The following is a 24792-nucleotide window of genomic DNA, read 5'->3' as shown; positions in this document are numbered from 1 at the left end:
TTCCTGGTATCTGCCCACAAACTCCCACCCGGGAGCCCGCTCAACGATGAAAGGAGGACGACGTGGAGGTGTTGCGCGTTTTCAACAACAACGTCGTCCTCGCCCGCGACGCGGACAGGGGAGAGGTCATCCTCACCGGGCGGGGCCTCGGTTTCCAGGCCAAGCCCGGCCAGCAGGTGGACGAGGCCAAGGTGGTGCGCGTCTTCGTCCCCGAGGACGGCCGCAATGCGGACAACTTCGGCGCCCTGGTGGCGGCCATCCCGCCCGAACACCTGGCCCTGGCCGACCAGGCGCTGGAAATCGCCAGGGGCGGGGTGGCCGGGCCACTGAACTCCACCACGGTGGTGGCGCTCGCGGACCACCTCAGCTTTGCCATCAAGCGGCTTCGGCAGGGCTTGAACATCGAATACCCGCTGCGCGCCGAGGTCGCCCACCTCTACCCGGACGAGCTGCGGATGGGGCAGCAGATCGTTGATTTCGTCAACGACAGGCTTGAGGAAAAGCTGCCACGCGACGAGTCCGTTGCCGTGGCCCTGCACCTCGTCAACGCGGGCTTCGCCAGCGGTGACCTGTCCTACACGTACCAAATGACCGGTGTCTTCGCGCAGCTCTTCGAGGTGCTGGAGCAGGCCTACGGCCGCGCCTTCGACCGGGAGACAGTCAACGCAGCCCGCTTCATCACCCACCTGCGGTACTTCTTCGTCCGGGCGCACACGGGACGGCAGCTGGCGGAAGGATCAACCGGACTCGGGTCCGCCATCCGCGAAGCCTACCCCGAGGCTTTTGGCACCGCCCTGAAGCTGCAGGCCGTCCTGGAACTCCGGCTCGGCGAGCCCCTCACCGATGACGAAGTGACCTACCTGACCCTGCACGTGGCCCGCATGGCCGACGACCTGCGGCTGAGCCAGGGCGCCGGAACCGGAAGCTAACAGATGCCGGCTAGAGGGCGGGCAGCACGTCCCGGGCCTCGCCCGCGTCCATGCCGGTGGCCTCCAGCAGGTCCACCATCAGCGGCCTGTACAGCATCACCACCGTTTCCCCTTCCAGCCTCTGCACCTCCAGCAGCCTGGGATGCAGCCTGAGCGCAATCTCGCTCAGGTCCTGGCGGGCGGTGCGCAGGTGGGCGCGCCGGGCGCCGTCGTGCGTCTCCGCAAGGCCGAGCGAGAGTTCGTCAATCGCGGCAGCGGTCTCCTGCAGCACCTCCGCGATGTTTTCGGTCGCTTCGTCGGAAAGCGCCGCGTGGTTGATGGCGCTGGTGAGCCGGCGCGCAAAGACCCTGCTGTTTCGCAGGGCAAGATCGATGAAGTCCAGTGACTGCTTGAGCCGGTCCAGCTCGTCACGGTGCCTGCGGTAGGCCGGCGAGAGCGTTGCAATCTCCCCGGAAGCGCGCAGGGAATGGCGCATCGCATCCACCAGCGGCTGGCAGTTGCGGCCGCGGATGAGCGCGTGCCAGGCCTGCGTGGAATCGCTGTTGACGAGCGCGTTGCCACACTCGCGCAGTACCTCGGCCAGTTCATGGAGGAGCTTCTGCACGTCCTTCCGTGGTTCGCGGCGCGGATCCTTGGGCACAAGGATGGTCACCAGCAGCGCGAACAGCCCGCCGATAATAGCGTCAATGCTGCGCGTGAAGGGCCCGCCGGCGGGTGCCGGCAGCAGCACTACCAGCAGCGACTGCAGCCCCAGCTGGGTGGTGAAGATATTGCCGCTGTCGAGGAAACGCGCCAGCAGGATGGAGACGAACAGCACGACGGCGGCAACCCAGATTTCGCCGCCCAGCCAGTGGAGGAGCAGATCGCCCACTGCGATGCCGATGGTGCAGCCCAGCCCAACTTCCACCACCCGGCGCAGCCGGGGCTCGCGGGAGAAGCCCAGGGCGATCAGCGAGGACGTCGCCGCGAACAGCGGTCCTGAGTGGCCCAGCACGTACTCCGCGAACGCGTATGCTCCCACCGCGCAGCCGGTCATCTGGATGGCGGGGGACAGCGAGTTGCGGCTGCGGATCAGGCCGGTGCGGACGCGGCCGCGCACGAACCGGCCGGTTGCTGAGAGTCCCGCTGAAATGGCCATGCGTTCAAGTCTATTCACCGCCCCCGCACTACGGCCGGACATGTGATCTGCGCAATGGTAACCCGGCATATGTAAGCCAATATCCCGCCGTCGTTAAGGTTCCGTTCACTTTGGACCGCCAATCCCGTTACCTGCGGCCCCTAACTTCGATGAAGGTACAAAACGTACGCATCGCGCTGCAGGGTGTCTCCGGCCCTGCCCGCAACTGAGACCCTGGAAGGGGTACATCTAGTGAAGGCACTCCGCTTCGGCCGCCACGCGGCTATCGCTGTTATCGCAGCCGGCGCTCTCGCGCTCACCGCCTGCGGTTCAGACAACGCCACGGGCACCGCGCCCGCCGGCGGCCAGACTTCCGCCGGCCCCAAGGTCACCGGCACGCTTACCGGCATCGGCGCATCCTCCACCGGTGCAGCCATGGACGCGTGGAAGGCCGGGTTCGCTTCAGCCAACCAGGGCGCCACCGTGCAGTACTCCCCGGACGGCTCCGGCGCAGGCCGCAAGGCCATCATCGACGGCTCGGCACAGTTCGCCGGATCGGACGCCTACCTCAAGGACGAAGAGCTTGAGAGCTCCAAGGCCGTGTGCGGTCCCGACGGCGCCATCAACATCCCCGTCTACATTTCCCCGATCGCCGTGGCCTTCAACCTCCCCGGCATCACCGATCTGAAGCTCGACGCCGCAACGGTGGCCAAGATCTTCCGCGGCGAAATCGCCAACTGGAACGATCCCGCCATTGCCGCCCTGAACGAGGGCGTCACCTTGCCGGACCTCAAGGTCACCCCTGTGAACCGCTCGGATGACTCCGGCACCACCACCAACTTCACCGACTACCTGGCTTCGGCAGCTCCCGAAGTCTGGACGGACAAGTCCGCCGGCGTTTGGCCTGCAACCCTGCAGGGCGAGAACGCCAAGGGCACCTCCGGTGTGGTCAAGACCGTCACCGACACCCCCGGTGCCGTGACCTACGCTGACGACTCCGCTGTTGGCGGCACGCTGGGCACCGCGTCCATCAAGGTCGGCGAGGAATTCGTCAAGATCTCCGCTGAAGCTGCCGCCAAGGCCGTGGAAGCAGGCACGCCCGTCGAGGGCCGCGCCAGCACCGACGTTGCCATCAAGCTGGACCGCAAGACCACCGCTGCCGGCGCCTACCCGGTGGTCCTCGTTTCCTACCACGTTGTCTGCAGCGCCTATGACAACCAGGAAACCGTTGACCTGGTCAAGGCCTTCGAGAACTACGTAGTCTCCGAGGAAGGCCAGCAGGCCGCCGCGGATTCCGCGAAGTCCGCCCCGCTCTCCCCGGCCCTGGCAGAGAAGGCCGCCGCGGCCGTCGAGTCCATCAAGGTTAAGTCCTAGTAACCGCTCTGAATCCGGGTTCCCCGCCTGCCGCGAGGCAGCGCGGGGAACTTGGCTTTGGACACCTTCTCTTCCCCTCCCAGTAATCGATCGAAGGGCCGTCGAATGACCGCCACCTCCCTGACCAGCACCCAGGGCGCCGGCCGCGCCGGGGACAAAATTTTCTCGGGTGCCGCGCTGGCCGCCGGCTGCCTCATCCTCGCCGTCCTCTTCGGCGTCGCACTCTTCCTCGTGGTCCAGGCCATCCCGGCGCTGACTGCGCCGGCCGCCGACATCCAGGGCGGTGAGGGCTTCTTCGCCTACATCTGGCCCATCGTGATCGGCACGCTCATCGCGGCGGTCATCGCGCTGGTGATTGCCACGCCCATCGCCATCGGCGTCGCGCTGTTCATCTCGCACTTCGCCCCGCGCGGCCTCGCGTCCGGCCTGGGGTACGTGGTGGACCTTCTCGCCGCCATCCCGTCCGTGATCTACGGCGCCTGGGGTGCGGCGTTCCTGGCCAAGGAAATCTCCCCGGCCTACAACTGGCTCGCGGACAACATGGGCTGGCTGCCCATCTTCCAGGGCCCGGCCTCAGCCACCGGCAAGACCATTCTCACGGCGGGCATCGTTCTCTCCGTGATGGTGCTGCCCATCATCACCTCTCTGTCCCGCGAGATCTTCCTGCAGACCCCCAAACTGCATGAGGAAGCCGCCCTCGCACTGGGCGCCACGCGCTGGGAAATGATCAAAATGTCAGTTTTGCCGTTCGCCCGGCCGGGCATTATCAGCGCCGTTATGCTGGGGCTTGGCCGCGCGCTGGGCGAGACCATGGCAGTAGCGCTGGTGCTCTCCTCCGGGGCACTGACCGCCAGCCTGATCAAGTCCGGCAACCAGACCATCGCCGCGGAGATCGCACTGAACTTCCCGGAAGCCAGCGGACTGAAGGTCAGCACACTGATCGCCGCCGGCCTGGTCCTGTTCGTTATCACCCTGGCCGTGAACATGATCGCGCGCTGGATCATCACCCGGCACAAAGAATTCTCGGGAGCCAACTAAATGACCTCCACGCTTAGCCCCGTGCGCAGCAAGCGCTCGGCGCTCACCAAGGGCCAGTTGCCCAAGTACGCGCCCTACGTGGTCCTGGCCGCCGCGCTGATCGTTGGTGCGGCAATCCTCGCCCTGGTGGGCTTCAACGCGTTCGGCTGGGGCATTGTCTCGGCGATCCTGTTCGCCATCGGCCTGGTGTCCTGGAGCGCCGCTGTTGAGGGTTCCCGCAGGGCCAAGGACAAGCTGGCCACCTGCCTGGTGGTGGGTTCCTTCCTGGTGGCCCTGCTCCCGCTCTTCTCGGTGATCTGGACGGTGCTGGTCAACGGTGTGCCCGGACTGCTGAACCCGGGATTCCTCACCAACTCCATGAACGGCGTGACCGGCGTATTCGACAACCGGGCCGTGGAACAGGGTGCCCCGGTCCTTGGCGGCATTTACCACGCGCTCCTGGGCACCGTCCAGATCACCCTGCTGGCAACCATCATTTCGGTGCCGGTGGGCCTGCTGACCGCCATCTACCTGGTGGAGTACGGCAATGACGGCCGGCTGGCACGCGCCATCACGTTCTTCGTTGACGTGATGACCGGCATCCCGTCCATTGTGGCCGGTCTCTTCGCCGCGGCCTTCTTCTTCGCCGTGGTTGGCCCCGGAACCAAGACCGGCGCCGTGGCCGCCGTCGCGCTTTCGGTCCTGATGATCCCCGTGGTGGTGCGGTCCAGCGAGGAAATGCTGAAGATCGTCCCCAACGAACTGCGTGAAGCCGCGTACGCGCTGGGCGTCCGGAAGTGGCGGACCATCGTCAAGGTGGTCATCCCGACGGCGATCTCCGGCATCGCGTCCGGCGTCACCCTGGCGATCGCCCGCGTCATCGGCGAGACCGCCCCCATCCTGGTCACCGCAGGATTCGCCACCAGCATCAACTCCAACGTGTTCAGCGGCTGGATGGCCTCGCTGCCCACGTTCATCTACACCCAGATCCTGAACCCCACGTCACCGGCCAACCCGGACCCGTCCTCACAGCGGGCCTGGGGTGCCGCCCTGGTGCTGATCATCCTGGTGATGATCCTCAACCTGGGCGCCCGGCTGATCGCCAGGATCTTCGCCCCCAAGACAGGTCGCTGACCGCCTGCTCCTTCCGGTCCCACAGGCCGGATCATAGACTTCAATTCATACCCAGTTAGTGAAGGAACACCATGTCTAAGCGCATCGACGTCAAGGACCTGAACGTGTACTACGGCGATTTCCTCGCGGTGGAAGACGTCACCATCAACATCGAGGCCAAGTCCGTCACCGCGTTCATCGGCCCGTCCGGCTGCGGAAAGTCCACCTTCCTGCGGACCCTGAACCGCATGCACGAAGTGCTTCCCGGTGCCCGCGTGGAGGGTGAAGTCCTGCTCGATGGCGACAACCTCTACGGCCCCGGCGTGGACCCCGTTACCGTCCGCTCGCAGATCGGCATGGTCTTCCAGCGGCCCAACCCGTTCCCCACCATGTCCATCCGCGACAACGTGCTGGCGGGCGTGAAGCTGAACAACAAAAGGATCTCCAAGGGTGAGGCTGACGTCCTGGTGGAACGCTCGCTGAAGGGTGCCAACCTTTGGAACGAGGTCAAGGACCGCCTGGACAAGCCCGGTTCGGGCCTCTCGGGCGGCCAGCAGCAGCGCCTCTGCATCGCCCGCGCCATCGCCGTGGAACCGCAGGTGATCCTGATGGACGAGCCGTGCTCCGCGCTGGACCCCATCTCCACCCTGGCCATCGAGGACCTCATCAACGAGCTCAAAGACCAGTACACAGTGGTGATCGTGACCCACAACATGCAGCAGGCAGCCCGTGTCTCGGACCGGACAGCCTTCTTCAACATCGCGGGCACCGGCAAGCCGGGCAAGCTGATCGAAGTCGGCGACACCCACACCATCTTCAGCAACCCCACCCAGAAGGCAACTGAGGACTACGTCTCAGGCCGCTTCGGATAATCCCCAGCCGCGCCCCAGGCTCGCACGCTCGCCCGGGGACCCCTGCGGCCGTGGGCCCATAGCCGCGCCCCAGGCTCGCACGCTCGCCCGGGGACCCCTGCGGCCGGGGGCCCACAGCCAGCTGAACCAATGGGCCGTCGTTCGCCTACTCGGGCACTTCCAGCTGGAAGCCGCACCGGCAGCGCAGGACCCTGGTGGGAAGTGAGACCGCGCTGAGTCCGCCACTGCCGGTGCTGGTGCGGTAGCAAAGGCGTTCAATCTCAAACTCGGCTTCCTCCATGGGGAAGCCGCAGTGGACGTACTCATCACCGAACATGATGACCTTGGCCATCGAGCGCACCTGGCGCAGGGCCGCGGCCACCTCCGCCGCGTACGCAAGGTGTTCATGGAACCGGCGGCAGTCATGGCAGGTGTAGGAAACCGTGACCAGGTCCCCGTTGGCCGCGCCCATTGCCGTGACGGCGTGGATGGTCAGGTGATGTTCCGTTCCACAGATTTCGCATTCCATATGCCGTGGCTGGGGCAGGGAGTGCCGGGGATTCGAGTTGGACAAAATGCCTGCTCTTTTCCACATGTGCATCCGGGCCGCCGATATTCTGCAGCGGCGTAAGTCCGCGGCCCTGCACCCGGCGGCGGATGTCAGCCCCCGGCAGCAGCGCTTGGGGGCATACTTGTGAATCTACGTCACACGGGTCGGCCTGTACAGGGCAGCACGGACTCCCGGCCCCTCAACGGCCGAGCGGGGACAGTGCGAGGGCCAGCACAAAGGCGAGGGCAGCCGTTGCGGCCGGCGTCAGGATCCACAGTGCCACGATGCGGATCACCAGTTTCCGGTTGGTCACCGAAAAGTTCTGGTTCTCGCCCGCGCCCAGCACCGCCGAGGTGACGGTGTGCGTGGTGGAGAGCGGCCACTGCAGGCCAATGGCACCCACAAACAGCATGAGGGCACTGAGGATTTGGGCCACAGAGCCTCGCAGCGGATCAACCTTGGTGATTTTGTGGCCTATGGTGTGCGAGATCCGCCAGCCCCCGTACAACGTGCCGGCAGTGATCATCGCCGCCGTCAGCAGCGCCACCCACACAGGAATAGTGCCGCCGTCGGAATAGCCCGCCGCGAGCATGGCGAGGATCAGCACGGCGCTGATCCGCTGCCCATCCTGCAGGCCGTGGCCAAAGGCCACCGCCCCGGCAGCTATGGACTGGCTCCGGCGGAACCGCTGGTTGACCACGTTGGGCTGCGTGTACCTGGCCGCCCAGGTGGCCGGATAAACCAGCAGGAAGGCTCCGCTGTAGGCCACCAGCGGAGACAGCACCAGCGGCAGGACCACCTGGAACAACAGTGAGTGGTCCACGCCGCCCACGCCCGTTCCGCCCACCGCGAGGCTGGCGAGCCCGGCCCCGGCAAAGCCGCCCACCAAGGCGTGCGTGGAAGATGCCGGAATGCCCCGCCACCACAGCAGGATGCCCCACGCGATGGCACTGCCCAGGCCGGCGAGCAGGATGCTGAGGCCGTCCGTCCCTTCGGGCAGGTGGACCCAGGTCTGGCTGACGGCCACGGCCAGGAGCGCGCTCAACAGTGCGCCAATGAAGTTGAAGAAGGCGGCCAGCAGGACGGCCACGCTGGGCGTAAGGGCCCGGGTCCGGACGGCAAGGGCCACCGAGGTGGACACGTCGCGGAAGCCGTTGACGAACGCGAACACGGCTGCCAGCAGGACCACCACGCCGAAGACGACTGCTGTCACCTCAGGATTCCTTGACGATGATGCTGCCTACCTGGGTGGCGATGCGCCGCATGTCCTTGGTGACGTCCACCAACTGGTTGGCGACATCACGGTTCCGTGAGTACTGGGCCCACTTCATGTCCCTGATCATGTCCGCCACCCACACCCGGTGCGTCCGTTCAGCACGCTTGGCAAGGCGAAGGATTTCGATCCAGTAATCTTCCAGGTCGTCCAGGTTGTCCAGCCGGCGCATGGCGTCCACGGTGAGCTCGGCCTGCCGGCTGATGATTTCCAGCTGGTCCGCGGCGCGCTTGGGCAGCCGATCGAGCCGGTACAGCGCCACCAGTTCCGCGGCGGCGTCCAGCCCTTCGATGGCTTCGTTGAGGAAGCGGGACAGGGCATACATGTCTTCGCGGGGGAGCGGGTTTACGAAGCTGGTGCGCATGTGCGTCAGGAGGGCGAAATGCAGCTCGGCGGATTTGGCCTCGTGGTTGTGCATGTCTTCCACGAGCTTGCCGTGCTCATCGGCTGGGACGCCGAGGATTTCGGCCAGGGTGGCACTGGCCAGCACGATCTGCTGCGCCATCTGCGTTAGGAGGTTCAGCCCGGCGGGCTCCTGGGGAAAAAGGCGCAGCTTCACGTAGTTACCGGTCTCCGGGATAAGTACAGGGCAAATGTTGTCTGCCGTGTGACTTGACGCCGGCGCGCAACTGACGCTAACTCTACCGGCCCGTTACTGCACCCCTGAAATGGGCCGGCAGGAAAACAGGCAATCGATAATTGGGCAGAAAAATGGTGCCGAACCGGATACGCCTCTCGGCGGTAGGCCGCTCTAGGCGGCTGAATGTTGAAGCCCGGGGGTTTCGCGGCTCGGCACCAGTTTCAGTGTTCTACGTTGATTGGCCCAAGTCAACATTGACAGATCCGGGCTCTTGGGCCAGTGCGGCGGCTTAGTCCAGCTCACCGAGGCGCCAAGCATTGGCGGCGTGCTCGAGGTCCTCGGCGGTCTTCACCAGCTGGTGGGAGTTGCGGGTGAGTTTGCTCGCGTGCGCCTCGTTCCCGTGCTCGGCACCGTCGGCGAGGGTGGCCTGGCCGAGTGCCACCACGCGGCAGAACGCGGCGGACCGTTCCAGCGCGACGTCGAACTCGCCGTCGAACGCGCCGGAAAGGATGGCGTCAGCCATCGCCTTCATTTCGTCCGCACCGGGCGGCTCGGCCGCGCCCGCCACCACGTTGGAGACCTGGGCGGTGTCCTTGCCCGCGCGGAAGTACACCGAAATGCGCTCCGGGTCCTGAACCGTGGCCGCGCGCAGGGCGTACAACCGCCACAGCGCGCCGGGCAGCGAACGGGCCGGGCTTTCGGCCCACATTTCCGCAATGGCCTCCAGGCCCTGCTCGTCCGCAAGTTTGACCAGCCGCTCGGTCACTACGGGATCGTCGCTGTCCCGGCCGTGGCGGACCAGCGCCTGTGCAGCGAGGTGGGCGGCTTCGGATACGCGGGCGGGGTCGGCGCCGCCGGCGAAGGGTTCGAAGTCGACGGGCGCGAAAGGCTTCGGCTTGTGGTGCCGGTTGGCGCCGCCGTAATGACTGGAACCTGTTTGCTCGCTCATGCCACCCACGCTACTCCTGTGCCATGCGGGAAATCGAGCATCCGGACATAGCCGATGGACGCCAGCGCCAGGATCGGCCGCGGGCCGGACCTGCGTGCGAATGGTGCCTGAACCATGGGTTAGAGTATTAACGTCCAGAAATGGATGGGCCGGGTCGGCCGGCACGACGTGCCGAAGCAGCCCGGCTGGGGCCTTTAGCTCAGTTGGTAGAGCATCGGACTTTTAATCCGTGGGTCGTGGGTTCGAGCCCCACAGGGCCCACTCTTTTAGCGAAGAGCGGGAAATCCCCCGGCAGCCTCCCCGAGGCCGCCGGGGGATTTCTTGTTGGCGGCACCCGGCACAATGGGGAGATGACAAAAAGCAGCGCCGGGCGGCTGCCACGCCTCGAGGACGTGGCCGAACTCGCCGGTGTCTCCCACCAGACAGTTTCCAGGGTGGTCAACGGCCACCCGAACGTCAGCAAGGCAACCCGCGAAAAGGTCGGGGCGGCCATCGCAGAGCTCGGCTACCGGCGCAACACCGCAGCCCGGAGCCTGGTGACCCGGCGCTCGCAGACCATTGGTGTGCTCGGCAGCGAGCTGTCCCAGTATGGCCCGGCCAACACCCTGTTGGGAGTGGAGCAGGCGGCACGGGATGCCGGCTACTTCGTCAGCATCGCCGCGCTGCGATCCGTGGGCCGGGACGCCATCGTCGATGCACTGCGGCACTTCCGGGACCAGGCGGTGGACGGGATAGCTGTCCTGGTGCCGCATACACAAACCCTGCGGATCCTGGAAGAGTTTAATGCCGGCGTGCCCGTGGTGGCGGTCGGCTCGGCGGGAAGCCCGGCCGTGAGCGGGGCGATGGTGGACCAGAAGCGCGGGGCGGAGATCGCCGTCGGGCATCTCATCGAGCTGGGGCACAGCCGGATCGGACACGTGGCCGGGCCGGCGGACTGGATCGACGGCGCCCTGCGCACCGAGGGCTGGCGCGCCGCCCTGCAGCACGCAGGGCTTCGGGACGACCTGCTGCTGGAAGGTGACTGGAGCGCGGGCAGCGGCTACGCGATCGGGCGGCAGCTGGCAGCAGAACGCACCGCGACTGCCGTGTTTGTGGGAAATGACCAGATGGCCCTCGGGGTGCTGCGCGCCTTCAACGAGGCGGGGGTCCGCGTGCCCGACGACGTCTCCGTGGTGGGGTTCGACGACCAGCCGGAGTCCGGCTACTTCACCCCGCCGCTCACCACCGTCCGGCAGGACTTCGAAGAGCTCGGGAGGCGCTGCATGGACACCATGCTGAAGGAGATTGAGGCGGGTGCCGCCGTCAGTTCAACGGTAGTCACCCCGGAGTTGGTTCGCCGGGAGAGTGTGGCGGTGCTGCCAGGCTGACTGACCGGATAACGGCTCCGCAATGGGTCCGCGCCGCAGGCACGGTGTGTATGCTGGCCGGAAGACGGCGCCACAGATTCATGAATTTTCCAGGCACGGCCCGTGAGGCACCTCGTTTCTACGCGGAGGTTTTCGGCGGGGAGCTGTCCCTGCACACCTATGCGGATTTTCGGCCGCAGCAACGGTCCGCCGGGCGCCATTGCCCGCGGGGTGCTCACGGGCGCCATGGCAAGTGTGGGATGGGATGCGGCGGCGGGCGAGAGGACCGTCCGGTTCGAAGGAGTCATGCTTTCCTTGCTTGGAACGGCTGCACCTGATGTTCTTCACAGCTGGTTTGACCAGCGGCTGCGCGGGGAAGGTGGTGGAACCCCTTTGCCCAAAGCCCTGGGGCGCTTCCGATGGCCAGGTGGTTGACCGCCACGGGCTTCACTGGCTCATTGGGTACGAAGCCTAGCGACGACGGCTGCGGGCTAACGGGCGGCGATCTTACTTCGGCCCGACCTGACGCGGCCGGCCCAGCCGGCAGGCCGGGGCCAGTAGCTGATGACGGCATTCGTCGCGAGGGCCGCGGCCATGTGCACGTAAAGCATCAGGTGCAGCGAGTAGCCTGCGGGCGCGGCCATCTCGCCTGCCTGCGATGGTTCCTGGCTGACTCCGCCGTGCCCGTGCCCTGAGAGCCCGCTTCCGGAGCCGCCGGCAAAAACCGCGAACCCCAGATGGAGCAGCTGCTGGGCCACCCCGCACAAAAGCAGTACCACCCAGCCCGGCAACGGAAAGCGACCCAGTATCGCCGCCGCCATGCCGAACAGTGCGGCCAGCGCCCCAAGGATCATAAGGCTGGGCGCGGGGCCTCCGGCGGCCAGGTGGGCAGCCAGCCCGAGGCCGGTGGAAAGCGGACCGGCCAACCACGCGAGACCGCCGGCGCGGGCGTGTGGTTTCGCATCCCCGTCCACGGAGCTCCTTCCGGTTGTGCTGGACTTCATCCTGTCCTTACATCTTTACCCCTTTGGGCGGCGTCCCACACTTTCCCGGCGCGAGCTGCATGTTCCAGGCCCAAAAAGCACTTACCCCTGCATTGACATTCGTCTTGTTAGCGCTCACAATCGAAGGGCCGCGAAGCTGCGGCAGCTATCGGAGGAACTTCTTTATGGATGTCAGAGTGGACACGGACAGCTACGTCATCGGTGTGGACTACGGGACGCTTTCCGGCCGGGCAGTGGTGGTCCGCGTCCGGGACGGCAAGGAGTTCGGCAGTGGCGTGTATGAGTACCCGCACGCAGTGGTGACGGGGGCCCTTCCCAGCGACCTGTTGGACGCTTCCGGCGAACCAGGTGCCCGGCTTCCCGGCGAATGGGCGCTTCAGGTGCCCAATGACTACCGCGACGTCCTGCGGACTGCAGTTCCGGCTGCCGTCGCCGACGCGGGAATTGAGCCGGCTGCCGTCGTCGGAATTGCCACGGACTTTACCGCCTGCACCATGGTGCCGGCCAAGGCGGACGGCACCCCGCTGAACGAGCTGCCGGGGTACGCGAACCGGCCCCATGCCTATGTGAAGCTGTGGCGCCACCATGCAGCGCAGGGCCAGGCCGACCGGATCAACCAGTTGGCGGCCGAGCGGGGCGAGGAGTGGCTGCCGCGATACGGCGGGTTGATTTCCTCGGAATGGGAGTTCGCCAAGGGCCTTCAGCTCCTGGAGGAGGACCCCGAGGCTTACGCGGAGATGGACCACTGGGTTGAAGCTGCCGACTGGATCGTCTGGCAGCTGTGCGGCCGATACGTCCGCAATGCCTGCACCGCCGGGTACAAGGGCATCTACCAGGACGGGCGCTACCCGTCAGAGGACTTCCTGGCCGCCCTGAACCCGCAGTTCAAGGACTTCGTCAGTGCCAAGCTCGAGCACACCATCGGGCGCCTCGGAGAGGCCGCCGGATACCTCACGGCTGAGGCTGCTGCCTGGACTGGCCTGCCCGAGGGGATCGCGGTTGCGGTGGGCAACGTGGACGCCCATGTGACAGCGCCTGCTGCGAGGGCAGTGGACCCCGGCCAGCTGGTAGCCATCATGGGCACCTCCACCTGCCACGTGATGAACGGCACCGAACTCCGGGAAGTGCCCGGCATGTGCGGGGTGGTGGACGGCGGCATCGTGGACGGACTCTGGGGCTACGAAGCCGGCCAGTCCGGGGTGGGCGACATTTTCGCGTGGTTCACCACGTACGGCGTGCCGCCGGCATACCACCAGGCAGCCGAAGCGGCCGGACTGGGCATCCACGAATACCTGACAGAACTGGCCTCCCGGCAGGCCATCGGCGGGCACGGCCTGATAGCCCTGGACTGGCACTCGGGCAACCGTTCGGTGCTGGTGGACCATGAGCTCTCCGGCCTTGTGGTGGGCCAGACCCTGGCCACGCGCCCCGAAGATACCTACCGTGCGCTGCTGGAAGCCACCGCTTTCGGAACCCGGACCATTGTGGACGCATTCCGCAACTCCGGCGTTCCGGTGAAGGAGTTCATCGTGGCCGGCGGACTGCTCAAGAACCCGCTCCTCATGCAGATCTACGCAGACGCCACCAACCTGCAGCTCTCCACGATCGGCTCCTCGCAGGGTCCGGCCCTCGGGTCCGCCATCCACGCCGCCGTGGCAGCCGGAAAGTACGCCACCATCCGTGACGCCGCGGCCGCCATGGGTTCCGAGCCCGGCGAGGTCTACACCCCCATTCCGGAGAACGTGGCCGCGTACGAGGAACTGTTCCAGGAGTACAAGGCCCTGCACGACTACTTCGGCCGCGGCAGCAACGACGTGATGCACCGGCTCAAGGCCATCCAGCGGCGGGCCGCCGGCTCACTCTCCGCGACCGGGGCCGGCACTTCCGCGGCCGCGGTGGAGGTGTCGGCATGAGCGCCGGAATCCTTGACGCTATTGCCCGGGTCCGCAAGGACGTCTGCGCCCTCCATGCCGAACTCACCCGGTACGAACTGGTGGTGTGGACGGCAGGCAACGTTTCCGCCCGTGTCCCCGGCCACGAACTGATGGTGATCAAGCCTTCCGGCGTCTCGTACCAGGACTTGACACCGGAACAGATGGTGGTCACGGATCTCTACGGGGTGCCGGTGGCCGGCGATGCGGCAGGTGAGTGGGGCAACCCGGCGTTGTCGCCGTCGTCGGACACCGCAGCGCACGCGTACGTCTACCGGCACATGCCCGAGGTGGGCGGGGTGGTGCACACACACTCCACCTACGCCACCGCCTGGGCGGCGCGCGGGGAAGCAATCCCGTGCGTGCTAACCATGATGAGCGACGAATTCGGCGGGCCCATCCCGGTGGGGCCGTTCGCGCTGATCGGCGATGATTCGATCGGCCACGGCATTGTGGAGACGCTGAAAAACTCAAACTCGCCGGCAGTTCTGATGCAGAACCACGGCCCGTTCACCATCGGCAAGGACGCCAAATCCGCGGTAAAGGCTGCCGTGATGTGCGAGGAAGTGGCCCGGACAGTCCACATCGCGCGGCAACTCGGGGAGCCCGTTCCCATCGACCAGGGGCACGTCGATTCCCTCTACGCCCGCTACCAGAACGTTTACGGCCAGTAGTCCCGCCGCCGGACCCCAAGACTTATTCCAAGGAGACCCATGAGTACCGCAGCAAACACTTCCCTTGACGGTTACGAGGTCTGGTTCCTCACGGGCAGCCAGCACCTCTACGGTGAAGACGTCCTCAAGCAGGTGGCCGCCCAGTCGCAGGAGATCGCCACCCAGCTCAACGCTGCGTCCTCGGTGCCGGTGCGGATTGTGTGGAAGCCGGTCCTGACCGACTCGGATGCCATCCGCCGCACGGCACTGGAGGCCAACTCGGACGACGCCGTTATCGGTGTTACGGCCTGGATGCATACGTTCTCGCCAGCCAAGATGTGGATCCAGGGCCTGGACCTGCTCCGCAAGCCGCTGCTGCACCTGCACACCCAGGCCAACCGGGACCTGCCCTGGGCGGACATCGACTTCGACTTCATGAACCTCAACCAGGCCGCGCACGGCGATCGTGAGTTCGGCTATATCCAGTCCCGCCTGGGCATCGCCCGCAAAACCGTGGTGGGGCACGTCTCCAACCCCGAGGTCGCCAACCAGGTGGGGTCCTGGCAGCGCGCCGCCGCCGGCTGGGCCGCGGTGCGGACCCTGAAGCTGACCCGCTTCGGCGACAACATGCGCAACGTCGCCGTCACCGAAGGCGACAAAACCGAGGCGGAGCTCCGCTTCGGCGTCGCAGTGAACACCTGGTCCGTGAACGAGCTCGCCGATGCCGTGCACGGCGCCGCAGAGCCCGACGTCGATGCCCTGGTTGCCGAGTACGAGGACCTTTACGACGTGGTGCCGGAGCTCCGCGCAGGCGCGGCCCGGCAGGAATCGCTGCGGTACGGCGCCAGGATCGAACTGGGCCTGCGCAGCTTCCTGGAAGCCAACGGGTCTGCCGCCTTCACCACCTCCTTCGAGGACCTGGGCGCGCTCCGCCAGCTCCCCGGCCTGGCCGTGCAACGGTTGATGGCCGCGGGCTACGGCTTCGGCGCCGAGGGCGACTGGAAAACCGCCATCCTGGTCCGCGCCGCCAAAGTCATGGGCGCCGGACTGCCCGGCGGCGCGTCGCTGATGGAGGACTACACCTACCACCTGGAGCCCGGCTCCGAGAAGATCCTCGGAGCGCACATGCTCGAGGTCTGCCCGTCCCTGACCGCCGGCAAGCCCCGCCTTGAAATCCATCCGCTGGGCATCGGCGGCAAGGAAGACCCGGTACGCCTGGTTTTCGACGCCGATGCCTCCCCGGGTGTGGTGGTGGCCCTCTCGGACATGCGGGACAGGTTCCGCCTGGTGGCCAACGCCGTCAACGTCGTCCCGCTGGACCAGCCGCTGCCGAACCTGCCCGTGGCCCGCGCCCTGTGGCAGCCGAAACCCGACTTTGCCACCTCCGCCGCCGCCTGGCTCACCGCCGGCGCGGCCCACCACACAGTGCTTTCCACCCAAGTGGGAATGGACGTGTTTGAGGACTTTGCCGAGATCGCCAAAACCGAGCTGCTCACCATCGACGAAGGAACCACCATCCGGCAGTTCAAAAAGGACCTGAACTGGAACGCCGCCTACTACAAACTTGCCGGCGGAATCTAGGTTGCCTAGTGGCCGAAGTGCGCTCGCGGCGGGCCTTCGGGCAACCGTTCGAGGATGTCCTCCGCCACCCTGCGGACCTTGATATTCCGGTGGCTTGAGGCCTTGGCCAGGATCGAGAAAGCCTCGTGGTAGGAACACCTGTTCTGGGCCATGATCACCCCGCAGGCAACGTTGATGGACGTTCGGCTGTCCAATGCAAGGCGCAGGTCCGAGGCGGTGGACCTCGCGTTGTGCAGGTCAAGGGCCATCTGCAGGCTCTTGGAGGCAAGGCCGGCGAAGGCCCGCGCCTCGGAGATCACCTGCAAGGGGAACGCCTTGGCGTCCTGGGCGAAAAACGCCATGGCCGCGCTGGTCTGGCGGACCGGAGTGCCATCGTCCCGCACATCCCCGGCGTCCTGGTCCACGCGGAGCCGGACCCCCAGGACGCTGCCCAGGTTAGCCAACTGCAGCTGGCCGCAATACCGCGGCCAGCGGAAGTCCCCGCTTCGTTGCAGCACTGCCACGGGATGCCCCCCGGACAGGACCTCACTGACTGGCCCTTCGCCTGTTTCCTGCTCCCATTCAAGCAGGCGGATGACTTCCGGCGAGGTTCCGGTGATGGCCGGCGTCCTCTTCGTCTGGTGCACCACCACGCCGCACTCAATCACAAGCCCTGCCGTGCGGACCACGGCCCGTGCGGACGCGGCGGCGAGCAGTTCGAGTGAATCCTGCAGCGTCTCCGTGCCGGTCATCAGGTCCAGCAGGATTCCGTCAGGCTTCCCTGGTGCGGAGGCTTTCGCCGCTGCGGGGGACGGCGTCCTGGGCTGGAGGGGCTGTGCTGCTGTGGCGCGCCCGGAGCTGGAGGTTCCGCGTGCGCCGTTTCCGGGCGCGGCAGCAACCTGCCGGTGGTGGTTGCTGCCCTGCGGGGAAGTGAGAGGGCCGGCGACGGCTGGGGGAGAGGCCTTGGTCTCAAAGGCCTCCTCGTCGCCGGCCCCGTCTAGTGCCCGGGTCCGTCGGACCGGGAAACCGGAGCTTGCGTATCGTGCATGCATTACGTCTCACACCCCCTCGTGAGTCAAGTACCGCGAGCCAGAACGCGTTCATGTCTCTGTGAAAAACCTAGTTCCGCGGCCGTCCGGGGAGAATGCGTAACCGGTACTCGTTTTTGGAATTAGGTACTACTTGGTTTTTGGACTGCACTACCTGCTTTCGGCGTCTGTGCAGGTGGGTGGCGCGGGGTACCGGGAACCGCTTGGTGCGCGCTCAGGGCGCCGGACAGGCCGCCGGGCTTGACGCTGGACCCGGTAGCCCCAACAATATTTCTATAACGTTGTAAAGATAAATGAATAACCAGGAACGAGGACGTTTTCGTGGCAACAACAGAACCGGCCGGCAGCAGCGGGGCCAGCGCCGCAGGACCAGCCGCAGCAAAAATCACCATGGACCCCGCCTTTTCAGTGGGCCCCGTCCGCCGCCGCACGTTCGGCGCCTTTGTGGAGCACCTGGGACGCTGCGTATACACCGGAATCTTCGAACCGGACCATCCGCAGGCGGATGAGGATGGTTTCCGGAAGGACGTGCTGGAGCTGACCCGTGAGCTCGGGGTGTCCACGGTCCGCTACCCGGGCGGCAACTTCGTATCCGGGTACCGCTGGGAGGACGGCGTTGGCCCCGCAGGCAAGCGGCCTGTCCGCCTCGACCTCGCCTGGCACTCCACCGACCCCAACCTGGTAGGCGTCGACGAGTTTGCCAAGTGGTCCGCCAAGGCCGGTGTAGAAACCATGATGGCCGTGAACCTCGGCACCCGCGGAACGCAGGAAGCCCTGGACCTGCTGGAATACTGCAACATCGACGGCGGCACGGCCTTTTCCGACCAGCGCCGCGCCAATGGCGCGGAAGCCGGCTACGGCATCAAGATGTGGTGCCTGGGCAACGAGATGGACGGGCCGTGGCAGATTGGGCACAAGAATGCCCTTGAGTACGGCCGGCTGGCCGCCGATACCGCCCGGGGCATGCGCATGATCGAACCCGACCTGGAGCTGGTGGCCTGCGGCAGTTCCGCCCCCACCATGAACACTTTCGGCGAGTGGGAGCGCGTGGTCCTCTCCGAAACCTACGAGCTGGTAGACCTCATCTCCGCTCACCAGTACTTTGAGGACTTCGGTGACCTGCAGGAACACCTCTCCGCCGGCCACCGGATGGACGCCTTCATCCACGACATCGTGAGCCACATCGACCACGTGAAGTCGGTGAAGAAATCAACCAGGCAGGTGAACATCTCCTTCGACGAGTGGAACGTGTGGCACATGAGCCGCGATGAGTCCCGGGCACCCACCGGCAAGGACTGGCCGGTAGCCCCCGTCCTGCTGGAGGACACCTACACGGTGGCGGACGCCGTCGTCGTTGGGGATCTCCTGGTCACCCTGCTCAAGAACACGGACCGTGTCCACTCCGCCAGCCTGGCGCAGCTGGTCAACGTGATCGCCCCCATCATGACCGAGCCCGGCGGCCGCGCGTGGAAGCAGACCACCTTCCATCCGTTCGCGCTCACCTCACGGCACGCGTCCGGCACAGTGCTGCAGCTCGCCGTCGAATCCCCGCTGGTCAGCGGAGGCAAGACGGCCGAATTTGCCGCAGTGTCCGCCGTCGCAACCTTTGATGTAGACAAAGGCGAGGCTGTGGTGTTCGCCGTCAACCGCTCGGCTACCGACGCGCTGGGCCTGGAAGCGGTGGTGTCCGGCTTGGGTGACGTCCGCGTGGTGGAGGCGCTCACGTACGCCAACAAGGATCCGTACTGGCAGGCAACCGCTGATGATTCCACCTCCGTCCTGCCGGCGGAGAACCTTTCCGTGAAGTCCGACGGCGGCCGCCTCACCGCCGAGCTGCCGGCAGTGTCCTGGACCATGATCCGGCTGGCGGCAGGCAACTAATCCCCAAGGAGTTTGTGGGCAGTTACCGGGACCTCAAGGGGCCTCAAGTCCCGACAGCTGTCCAAAACTCCAGGGGAGGGAGCGGCATGACGGCGGCGGCCCCCGGGTGGCAGGATGGACGGCATGGAACTGCACATCACGGGGGATCCCGCCGCGGACAAGTTGTTGAGCGAGGACGCTTTCGCATTGCTGACGGGCATGCTGCTGGACCAGCAGGTGACCATGGAATCGGCGTTTGCCGGGCCGGAAAAAATCAAGACCAGGATCGGGTCCATAAAGCCCGAGGCCATCGCCTCCCAGGAACCGCAGGCCTTCGTCGAGATGTTCAAGGAACGGCCGGCAGTCCACCGCTTCCCGGGATCCATGGCGGCACGCGTGCAGGCGCTCGCCGAAACAGTGCAGAGCGAGTGGGACGGCGATGCCACCGCGATCTGGACCAGGGGCGGGCCTGACGGCAGCGAGGTGCTGCGCCGGCTCAAGGCGTTGCCCGGCTTCGGCGAGCAGAAGGCCAAAATCTTCCTGGCCCTGCTGGGCAAGCAGTGCGGACTCCAGGCGCAGGGCTGGCGTGAAGCGGCTGGCCATTATGGCGAGGAAGGGGCCTACCTTTCGGTGGCGGATATCGTCGATCCGGGGTCCCTCACCAAAGTGCGCGCCAGCAAGCAGGCTGCCAAGGCCGCGGCGAAGGCAGCAAAAGCCAAGGACTGACCAGGGCCCGTTCCGGCCCCCTTTCCTCAGGGCCGTTCCCGCAGGGACGGCTTCTTCTGCAACGATGTATGCGGGGAACAGGCGGAACCACAAGAAGGAGCCACGATGGCGGTCACCATGAACGATGTAGCGAGGGCGGCGGGCGTCTCGCTAAAGACGGTGTCCAACGTCCTGAACGACTACGAGTTCATCCGGCCCGCCACCAAGCAGCGGGTCCAGGACGCCATCGCCGAACTCGGGTACGAAGCCAACCTGACGGCCCGCAGCCTCCGCTCCGGCAAGACCCGCATGCTGGGCCTGGTCCTGTCCGACCTCTCGGCGCCGTACTACGCGGAGCTGGCCTCCAGGCTGATGAAGGCCGCCGCCCAGCGGGGTTACCGGGTCCTGGTGGAACAGTCGGACGCCGTGGCGGACGCGGAGCTGAACGCGCTGCAAGGTCCGTTCCGGCAGCTGACCGACGGCCTGCTGTTCACTCCGCTGGTGATCGACGCCGAGGCCATCGCAGCCCGCCTGGGCAGAAAACCCTTGGTAATGCTGGGCGAACACGTCCTCGATCCCAGGTTCGACCTCGTCACCATGAAGAACGAGGAAGCTGCCGCCGCCCTGGCAACCCATCTGCTGGGTTCCGGACGCCGTCGGATTGCCGTTGTTGGCGCGCACCCGGAGGAGTCCACCGGCAGCCCCGGCCTCCGCCTCAACGGCTACCGAAAAGCGCTGGAGCAGGCCGGCGTCCCGTTCGATCCGGCCCTGGTGGCGCCGTGCGAATGGCGCCGGGACAACGGCGCGGCCGCCGTGGCCGGGCTCCTGGAGAAGGGCGTTAAATTCGACGCCGTCTTCGGCCTGAATGACGTCCTTGCGCTGGGCGCCATGCACGAACTGCTGATCCGCGGCGTCCGGGTGCCGGACGAGGTGGCCGTGGCGGGCTTCGACGACATTGACGAAGCCCGGTTTGCGTCGCCGTCCCTTACCACCGTCTCACCGGGCATGGAGGAAATCGCCGAGCGCTCCATCGCCCTGCTTCTCGACCGGATCGAGGGGCAGGAAAAGGACAGCCACGGTATCCACGTGGAGGCCGGGTTCCAGCTGCAGATCCGCGAATCGGCGCCTTAGGTTCGGGAGCCGGGTTTGGGACACGGGGTTTCGTGCGTCCTGCCCCAGGGTACGGTTCCGGCACGAGCCCCGTGAGGAAAGGTGTCCACATGATTGCACTTCTTGTTATCGACATGCAGAACGCCTATTTCGAGGCGCCGGAACTGGCAGCGCAGCAGGAGCAGTTGGTGGCATCCTGCAACAGGCTGCTTGAGGCTTTCAAAGCCGGTGGCCACAAGGCGCTGATGGTGGGCACGGAGCACGAGCGGGACAAATCCACCTGGACGCTGAACATGCTCGACGACGACCAGGGCTTTATCTTCCGCGGCAGCAAGCAGGCGGAGGCGGTGCCCGGGCTGGCTATTGACGGCCTGCCCCAGCTGAACAAGACCCGGGACAGCGCGTTCATAGGGACCAACCTGCTCGCCCGCCTCCGCAACTGGGGTGCGGACGAGGTGGTGCTCGCCGGCGTCTCCACCCACAACTGCATCGCCCAAACCGGTGCTGACGCCTTCGCCCACAACATCCGTGTCACCTATGCCAAAGACGCCATGGCCTCGGAGGACAGCCAGGATGCTGCGGACATGCTGCGCATCCTGTCCACGACTTACCGCCAGCCCGTCCAGTCCAGTGACGAGATCCTGGCCCGCCTCAACCACTGAGCAACCCGCCGCCGGGGCAAGGGGTACGTGACCTGGCCGGGAATGGAGAGCCGCGGATAACAAAACTGAAATGTGGCGGAAACGTCTGCCACCTACTGTGGGTTCCACGCCGTCCGCTGGCCGTCGAAGGGACCCCCATGCATCTGATGCCACGTGAGCAGGAAAAGCTGCTGATTGTAGTGGCGGCCGACCTCGCCCGGCGGCGCCAGGCCCGCGGACTCAAGCTCAACTATCCGGAATCCGTGGCCATCATCAGTTACGAGCTCATCGAGGGTGCCCGTGACGGACGCAGCGTTGCCGAGCTCATGAGCTACGGCACTACCCTGCTGAGCCGGGAGGACGTTATGGAAGGCGTGCCTGAAATGATCCACGACGTGCAGATCGAGGCCACGTTCCCGGACGGCACCAAGCTCGTCACCGTCCACGATCCCATCCGCTGAAGGGGCAGGCAATGATTCCAGGAGAGTACGTCCTCCGGCCGGAACCGGTGATGGTGAACGCGGGCAGGGACGCGATCGACGTCGTCGTGGTTAATACTGGTGACCGGCCTGTGCAGGTGGGCTCACATTTCCACTTCGCCGAAGCGAACGCCGCCCTTGCCTTCGACCGGGAGGCAGCCTACGGCCGGCGCCTGGACATCCCCGCCGGCACGGCGGCACGGTTCGAACCGGGGGACTCCCGGAACGTGCGGCTGATCGAGCTTGCCGGCACCCGCGAAGTCTTTGGGCTGGGCAATGCGGTCAACGGAAAGCTCGACGGCGGCACCCGCCTGGAAGGGGACGGCGCGTGAGCTTCGAGATTCCCCGCCGGCAATACGCCGACCTCTACGGCCCCACCACCGGTGACGCCATCCGCCTGGCCGACACAGACCTCTTCCTCGAGATCGAGAAGGACCTCACCGTGTACGGCGAGGAAGTGGTGTTCGGCGGCGGCAAGGTGATCCGCGACGGGATGGGCCAGAACGGACAGGCAACAAGGGACGGGGACGTCCAAGGGGGAGACGTCCCGGACACCGTCATCACCAACGCCGTGATCCTGGACTACACCGGCATCTACAAGGCCGACGTGGCGCTCAGGGACGGACACATCTTCAAGATCGGCAAAGCCGGCAACCCGCAGATCACCGACGGCGTGGACATTGTGATCGGGGCGAGTACCGAAATTATTGCCGGCGAACACAAGATCCTGACCGCCGGGGGAGTGGACACCCACATCCACTTCATCTCCCCGGACCAGATCCCCGCCGCGCTGACCAGCGGCATCACCACCATGATCGGCGGCGGCACCGGCCCGGCCGAAGGCACCAAGGCCACCACCGTAACGCCCGGAAAGTGGCACATCCAGCGGATGCTGCAGGCCGCCGAGGGCTTCCCCATGAACATCGGCCTGTTCGGCAAAGGCCACGCCTCCGCCGTCGAACCCCTGGCCGAGCAAATCCGGGCCGGCGCCATCGGGCTGAAGGTCCACGAGGACTGGGGCTCCACCACCTCCGCAATCGACACCTCCCTCACCGTTGCCGACGAATACGACGTCCAGGTGGCCATCCACACCGACACCCTGAACGAGTGCGGCTTCGTGGAGGACACCATCCGCGCCATCAACGGCCGCGTCATCCACACCTTCCATACCGAAGGGGCAGGTGGCGGGCATGCCCCGGACATCATCCGCATCGCCGGGATGCCCAACGTCCTGCCGGCCTCCACCAACCCCACGCTGCCGTACACCCGCAACACCATCGAAGAGCACCTGGACATGCTGATGGTGTGCCACCACCTCAACCCGGATATTCCCGAGGACGTGGCTTTCGCCGATTCCCGGATCCGCGCCGAAACCATCGCGGCCGAAGACGTCCTGCAGGACCTGGGCATTTTCTCCATCACGTCCTCCGACTCCCAGGCGATGGGCCGCGTGGGCGAAGTGGTCACCCGCACGTGGCAGGTGGCTGACAAAATGAAGAAGCAGCGGGGCGTGCTGATGGACCCCCGCGGGGACGAAGCAGCCGGCGTGCACGGTTCCGCGGTGGGCCTGGGCCCGGGCAGCGACAACTTCCGGCTCAAGCGCTACGTGGCCAAGTACACCATCAACCCGGCCATTGCGCAGGGCATTGCGGACTCCGTCGGCTCCGTGGAGGTGGGCAAGTTCGCGGACCTGGTGCTGTGGGATCCTGCGTTCTTCGGCGTCAAACCGGAACTGGTGCTCAAAGGCGGACAGATTGCCTACGCCCTCATGGGCGATGCCAACGCCTCCATCCCCACCCCGCAGCCGCGCACCATGCGCCCGATGTTCGCCGCCTTCGGCAAAGCGGTCCAGCAATCCTCCATCACCTTCCTGTCCCAGGCAGCGATCGACGCCGGTGTGCCCCACGAGTTGGGGCTGGAGAAAATCATCCGCCCCGTCTCGGGGATCCGGACGCTGACCAAAGCCGACCTGAAATACAACGACGCCACCCCGGACATCCAGGTGGACCCGGAAACCTACCAGGTAACGGTCGACGGCGAGGACGTCGCCTGCGAGCCATCCGACGTGCTGCCCATGGCCCAGCGCTACTTCCTCTTCTGACCCGCCCTTTCCGAACCTGACTGGAGCGCCACGTGATCATCGAAAAAATCCTCGGCAACCTGCATGAACTTCCGGACCCGCAGGCCTACGCCAACCTGCACCAGGAGAAAGTGGTGCTGCCCAGCGCCCAGCTGGTCAAACGCATCCAGCGCGCCACCACCGACCACGGCAAGGAGATCGGCATCCGGCTGCCCTCCGGCGCCGGAGACCTGCGCGACGGCGACATCCTGCACGTGGCCGGGTCCAACATGATCGTGGTGTCCGTGCTGCCCACCGACGTCCTGGTGGTCGCGCCGCGGACCATCCACGAAATGGGCGTCGTGGCCCACTCCCTCGGCAACCGGCACCTCCAGGCACAGTTCTTCGACGCTGCTTCGGAGTACGGGGCGGACGTCATGGTGTGCGCTTACGACCACACCGTCGAGGACTACCTCAGCCACACTGCCGTGCCCTATACCCGCCAGGAACGCGTGATGCCTGTGCCTTTCCGCCATGCTGAGCACTCGCACTAGTATCAGCGTCACCTGGGGTGCGACGGCTGGCAGCGCTGTGCTGGCTCCAGCGGGTGAAGGGGGCTGTGCCCGTCCCCAGGCGCTCCCA

Annotated in this window: 24 protein-coding genes and 1 tRNA gene; 18 read left to right on the top strand and 7 right to left on the bottom strand. The window is 66.1% G+C overall.

Features of this window, described 5'->3' with window-relative positions:
- The first annotated feature begins 62 nt into the window (after positions 1-62).
- Positions 63-929, top strand: coding sequence for a PRD domain-containing protein (locus ACFVYC_RS06595; RefSeq protein ID WP_387548160.1), 867 nt, complete (start codon positions 63-65; stop codon positions 927-929).
- Between the two features lie 10 nt (positions 930-939).
- Here ACFVYC_RS06595 and ACFVYC_RS06590 read toward each other — a convergent pair whose 3' ends face one another.
- Positions 940-2067 (bottom strand): aromatic acid exporter family protein, encoded by a 1128-nt coding sequence (locus ACFVYC_RS06590; RefSeq protein WP_387548157.1) that lies wholly within the window; start codon positions 2065-2067, stop codon positions 940-942.
- A gap of 231 nt (positions 2068-2298) precedes the next feature.
- Between ACFVYC_RS06590 and pstS the strand changes: the two genes are divergently transcribed.
- The 4 genes from pstS to pstB all read left to right on the top strand — a co-directional run bounded on the left by pstS (position 2299) and on the right by pstB (position 6422).
- Complete coding sequence (pstS, locus tag ACFVYC_RS06585; RefSeq protein ID WP_387548155.1) at positions 2299-3420, top strand: phosphate ABC transporter substrate-binding protein PstS; 1122 nt, start codon at positions 2299-2301, stop codon at positions 3418-3420.
- A 105-nt stretch (positions 3421-3525) separates the two neighbouring features.
- Positions 3526-4458 carry a phosphate ABC transporter permease subunit PstC gene (pstC, locus tag ACFVYC_RS06580; protein ID WP_387548152.1) on the top strand — a complete coding sequence of 311 codons (933 nt, stop codon included), beginning with the start codon at positions 3526-3528 and terminating at the stop codon, positions 4456-4458.
- Entirely contained in the window at positions 4459-5571 is a 1113-nt protein-coding gene (gene pstA, locus ACFVYC_RS06575) for a phosphate ABC transporter permease PstA (protein WP_387548149.1), read from the top strand.
- 71 nt (positions 5572-5642) lie between these two features.
- The gene (gene pstB, locus ACFVYC_RS06570) at positions 5643-6422 is read left to right on the top strand and encodes a phosphate ABC transporter ATP-binding protein PstB (protein ID WP_387548146.1); all 780 of its coding nucleotides are present in this window, start codon (positions 5643-5645) and stop codon (positions 6420-6422) included.
- A 145-nt stretch (positions 6423-6567) separates the two neighbouring features.
- On the opposite strand, the gene ACFVYC_RS06565 is transcribed toward pstB, so the two are convergent.
- The 4 genes from ACFVYC_RS06565 to ACFVYC_RS06550 all read right to left on the bottom strand — a co-directional run bounded on the left by ACFVYC_RS06565 (position 6568) and on the right by ACFVYC_RS06550 (position 9753).
- The gene (locus ACFVYC_RS06565) at positions 6568-6930 is read right to left on the bottom strand and encodes a hypothetical protein (RefSeq protein ID WP_387548143.1); all 363 of its coding nucleotides are present in this window, start codon (positions 6928-6930) and stop codon (positions 6568-6570) included.
- A gap of 220 nt (positions 6931-7150) precedes the next feature.
- The gene (locus tag ACFVYC_RS06560; protein WP_387548141.1) at positions 7151-8164 is read right to left on the bottom strand and encodes an anion permease; all 1014 of its coding nucleotides are present in this window, start codon (positions 8162-8164) and stop codon (positions 7151-7153) included.
- Between the two features lies 1 nt (position 8165).
- Positions 8166-8783 (bottom strand): nuclease PIN, encoded by a 618-nt coding sequence (locus ACFVYC_RS06555; protein ID WP_387548138.1) that lies wholly within the window; start codon positions 8781-8783, stop codon positions 8166-8168.
- A 310-nt stretch (positions 8784-9093) separates the two neighbouring features.
- Positions 9094-9753 carry a hypothetical protein gene (locus ACFVYC_RS06550; RefSeq protein ID WP_387548135.1) on the bottom strand — a complete coding sequence of 220 codons (660 nt, stop codon included), beginning with the start codon at positions 9751-9753 and terminating at the stop codon, positions 9094-9096.
- Between the two features lie 188 nt (positions 9754-9941).
- Between ACFVYC_RS06550 and ACFVYC_RS06545 the strand changes: the two genes are divergently transcribed.
- Together ACFVYC_RS06545 and ACFVYC_RS06540 are read left to right on the top strand one after the other, a co-directional pair.
- Positions 9942-10014: transfer RNA gene (locus tag ACFVYC_RS06545), tRNA-Lys, on the top strand.
- 89 nt (positions 10015-10103) lie between these two features.
- Positions 10104-11120 (top strand): LacI family DNA-binding transcriptional regulator, encoded by a 1017-nt coding sequence (locus tag ACFVYC_RS06540; protein WP_387548134.1) that lies wholly within the window; start codon positions 10104-10106, stop codon positions 11118-11120.
- Positions 11121-11590: 470 nt separating this feature from the next.
- Here ACFVYC_RS06540 and ACFVYC_RS06535 read toward each other — a convergent pair whose 3' ends face one another.
- Positions 11591-12103 (bottom strand): hypothetical protein, encoded by a 513-nt coding sequence (locus ACFVYC_RS06535; protein WP_387548131.1) that lies wholly within the window; start codon positions 12101-12103, stop codon positions 11591-11593.
- 164 nt (positions 12104-12267) lie between these two features.
- Here ACFVYC_RS06535 and araB point away from each other — a divergent pair, with 164 nt between their 5' ends.
- From araB to araA, 3 genes are read left to right on the top strand one after another with little or no spacing between them, the layout of a single operon-like run.
- Positions 12268-14016 (top strand): ribulokinase, encoded by a 1749-nt coding sequence (araB, locus tag ACFVYC_RS06530; RefSeq protein WP_387548128.1) that lies wholly within the window; start codon positions 12268-12270, stop codon positions 14014-14016.
- Complete coding sequence (locus tag ACFVYC_RS06525) at positions 14013-14708, top strand: L-ribulose-5-phosphate 4-epimerase (RefSeq protein WP_387548125.1); 696 nt, start codon at positions 14013-14015, stop codon at positions 14706-14708. The genes araB and ACFVYC_RS06525 overlap by 4 nt, the downstream gene beginning before the upstream one ends.
- A gap of 39 nt (positions 14709-14747) precedes the next feature.
- Positions 14748-16268: an L-arabinose isomerase gene (gene araA, locus ACFVYC_RS06520; RefSeq protein ID WP_387548123.1), complete on the top strand. Its 1521-nt coding sequence runs from the start codon at positions 14748-14750 to the stop codon at positions 16266-16268.
- Positions 16269-16273: 5 nt separating this feature from the next.
- On the opposite strand, the gene ACFVYC_RS06515 is transcribed toward araA, so the two are convergent.
- Entirely contained in the window at positions 16274-17299 is a 1026-nt protein-coding gene (locus ACFVYC_RS06515) for an ANTAR domain-containing protein (protein ID WP_387548121.1), read from the bottom strand.
- A gap of 387 nt (positions 17300-17686) precedes the next feature.
- On the opposite strand from ACFVYC_RS06515, the gene ACFVYC_RS06510 reads away from it, so the two are divergent.
- From ACFVYC_RS06510 to ureE, 8 genes are all read left to right on the top strand, one after another.
- Positions 17687-19177, top strand: a complete 1491-nt coding sequence (locus ACFVYC_RS06510; RefSeq protein WP_387548559.1) for an alpha-N-arabinofuranosidase — start codon at positions 17687-17689, stop codon at positions 19175-19177.
- Between the two features lie 114 nt (positions 19178-19291).
- Positions 19292-19882, top strand: a complete 591-nt coding sequence (locus ACFVYC_RS06505; RefSeq protein WP_387548118.1) for an HhH-GPD-type base excision DNA repair protein — start codon at positions 19292-19294, stop codon at positions 19880-19882.
- Positions 19883-19987: 105 nt separating this feature from the next.
- Positions 19988-20992, top strand: coding sequence for a LacI family DNA-binding transcriptional regulator (locus ACFVYC_RS06500; RefSeq protein WP_387548116.1), 1005 nt, complete (start codon positions 19988-19990; stop codon positions 20990-20992).
- An 89-nt stretch (positions 20993-21081) separates the two neighbouring features.
- Positions 21082-21633 carry a cysteine hydrolase family protein gene (locus ACFVYC_RS06495; RefSeq protein WP_387548114.1) on the top strand — a complete coding sequence of 184 codons (552 nt, stop codon included), beginning with the start codon at positions 21082-21084 and terminating at the stop codon, positions 21631-21633.
- 137 nt (positions 21634-21770) lie between these two features.
- Positions 21771-22073 (top strand): urease subunit gamma, encoded by a 303-nt coding sequence (locus tag ACFVYC_RS06490; protein WP_387548112.1) that lies wholly within the window; start codon positions 21771-21773, stop codon positions 22071-22073.
- An 11-nt stretch (positions 22074-22084) separates the two neighbouring features.
- Positions 22085-22423, top strand: a complete 339-nt coding sequence (locus ACFVYC_RS06485) for an urease subunit beta (RefSeq protein ID WP_387548110.1) — start codon at positions 22085-22087, stop codon at positions 22421-22423.
- Entirely contained in the window at positions 22420-24192 is a 1773-nt protein-coding gene (gene ureC, locus ACFVYC_RS06480; protein ID WP_387548107.1) for an urease subunit alpha, read from the top strand. Before ACFVYC_RS06485 ends, ureC begins: the two co-directional genes overlap by 4 nt.
- 32 nt (positions 24193-24224) lie before the next feature.
- Positions 24225-24704, top strand: a complete 480-nt coding sequence (ureE, locus tag ACFVYC_RS06475; RefSeq protein ID WP_387548105.1) for an urease accessory protein UreE — start codon at positions 24225-24227, stop codon at positions 24702-24704.
- The last annotated feature ends 88 nt before the right edge of the window (positions 24705-24792 follow it).

This window comes from Pseudarthrobacter sp. NPDC058329, from assembly GCF_042879835.1.
Taxonomy (GTDB): domain Bacteria; phylum Actinomycetota; class Actinomycetes; order Actinomycetales; family Micrococcaceae; genus Arthrobacter.
The sequence above is the reverse complement of the archived record's forward strand: the minus strand, read 5'-3'. Positions and strand labels throughout refer to the sequence as shown.

Excerpts from the sequence above, each read along its gene's own strand:
- ACFVYC_RS06590 (WP_387548157.1), bottom strand. The coding sequence starts at position 2,067 with ATGGCCATTTCAGCGGGACTCTCAGCAACCGGCCGGTTCGTGCGCGGC.
- ACFVYC_RS06540 (WP_387548134.1), top strand. The coding sequence starts at position 10,104 with ATGACAAAAAGCAGCGCCGGGCGGCTGCCACGCCTCGAGGACGTGGCC.
- araA (WP_387548123.1), top strand. The coding sequence starts at position 14,748 with ATGAGTACCGCAGCAAACACTTCCCTTGACGGTTACGAGGTCTGGTTC.
- ACFVYC_RS06525 (WP_387548125.1), top strand. The coding sequence starts at position 14,013 with ATGAGCGCCGGAATCCTTGACGCTATTGCCCGGGTCCGCAAGGACGTC.
- ACFVYC_RS06535 (WP_387548131.1), bottom strand. The coding sequence starts at position 12,103 with ATGAAGTCCAGCACAACCGGAAGGAGCTCCGTGGACGGGGATGCGAAA.
- ACFVYC_RS06495 (WP_387548114.1), top strand. The coding sequence starts at position 21,082 with ATGATTGCACTTCTTGTTATCGACATGCAGAACGCCTATTTCGAGGCG.
- araB (WP_387548128.1), top strand. The coding sequence starts at position 12,268 with ATGGATGTCAGAGTGGACACGGACAGCTACGTCATCGGTGTGGACTAC.
- ACFVYC_RS06500 (WP_387548116.1), top strand. The coding sequence starts at position 19,988 with ATGGCGGTCACCATGAACGATGTAGCGAGGGCGGCGGGCGTCTCGCTA.
- ACFVYC_RS06485 (WP_387548110.1), top strand. The coding sequence starts at position 22,085 with ATGATTCCAGGAGAGTACGTCCTCCGGCCGGAACCGGTGATGGTGAAC.
- pstA (WP_387548149.1), top strand. The coding sequence starts at position 4,459 with ATGACCTCCACGCTTAGCCCCGTGCGCAGCAAGCGCTCGGCGCTCACC.
- ACFVYC_RS06565 (WP_387548143.1), bottom strand. The coding sequence starts at position 6,930 with ATGGAATGCGAAATCTGTGGAACGGAACATCACCTGACCATCCACGCC.
- ACFVYC_RS06515 (WP_387548121.1), bottom strand. The coding sequence starts at position 17,299 with ATGCATGCACGATACGCAAGCTCCGGTTTCCCGGTCCGACGGACCCGG.
- pstC (WP_387548152.1), top strand. The coding sequence starts at position 3,526 with ATGACCGCCACCTCCCTGACCAGCACCCAGGGCGCCGGCCGCGCCGGG.
- ACFVYC_RS06490 (WP_387548112.1), top strand. The coding sequence starts at position 21,771 with ATGCATCTGATGCCACGTGAGCAGGAAAAGCTGCTGATTGTAGTGGCG.
- ACFVYC_RS06505 (WP_387548118.1), top strand. The coding sequence starts at position 19,292 with ATGGACGGCATGGAACTGCACATCACGGGGGATCCCGCCGCGGACAAG.
- ACFVYC_RS06550 (WP_387548135.1), bottom strand. The coding sequence starts at position 9,753 with ATGAGCGAGCAAACAGGTTCCAGTCATTACGGCGGCGCCAACCGGCAC.
- pstB (WP_387548146.1), top strand. The coding sequence starts at position 5,643 with ATGTCTAAGCGCATCGACGTCAAGGACCTGAACGTGTACTACGGCGAT.
- ACFVYC_RS06510 (WP_387548559.1), top strand. The coding sequence starts at position 17,687 with ATGGACCCCGCCTTTTCAGTGGGCCCCGTCCGCCGCCGCACGTTCGGC.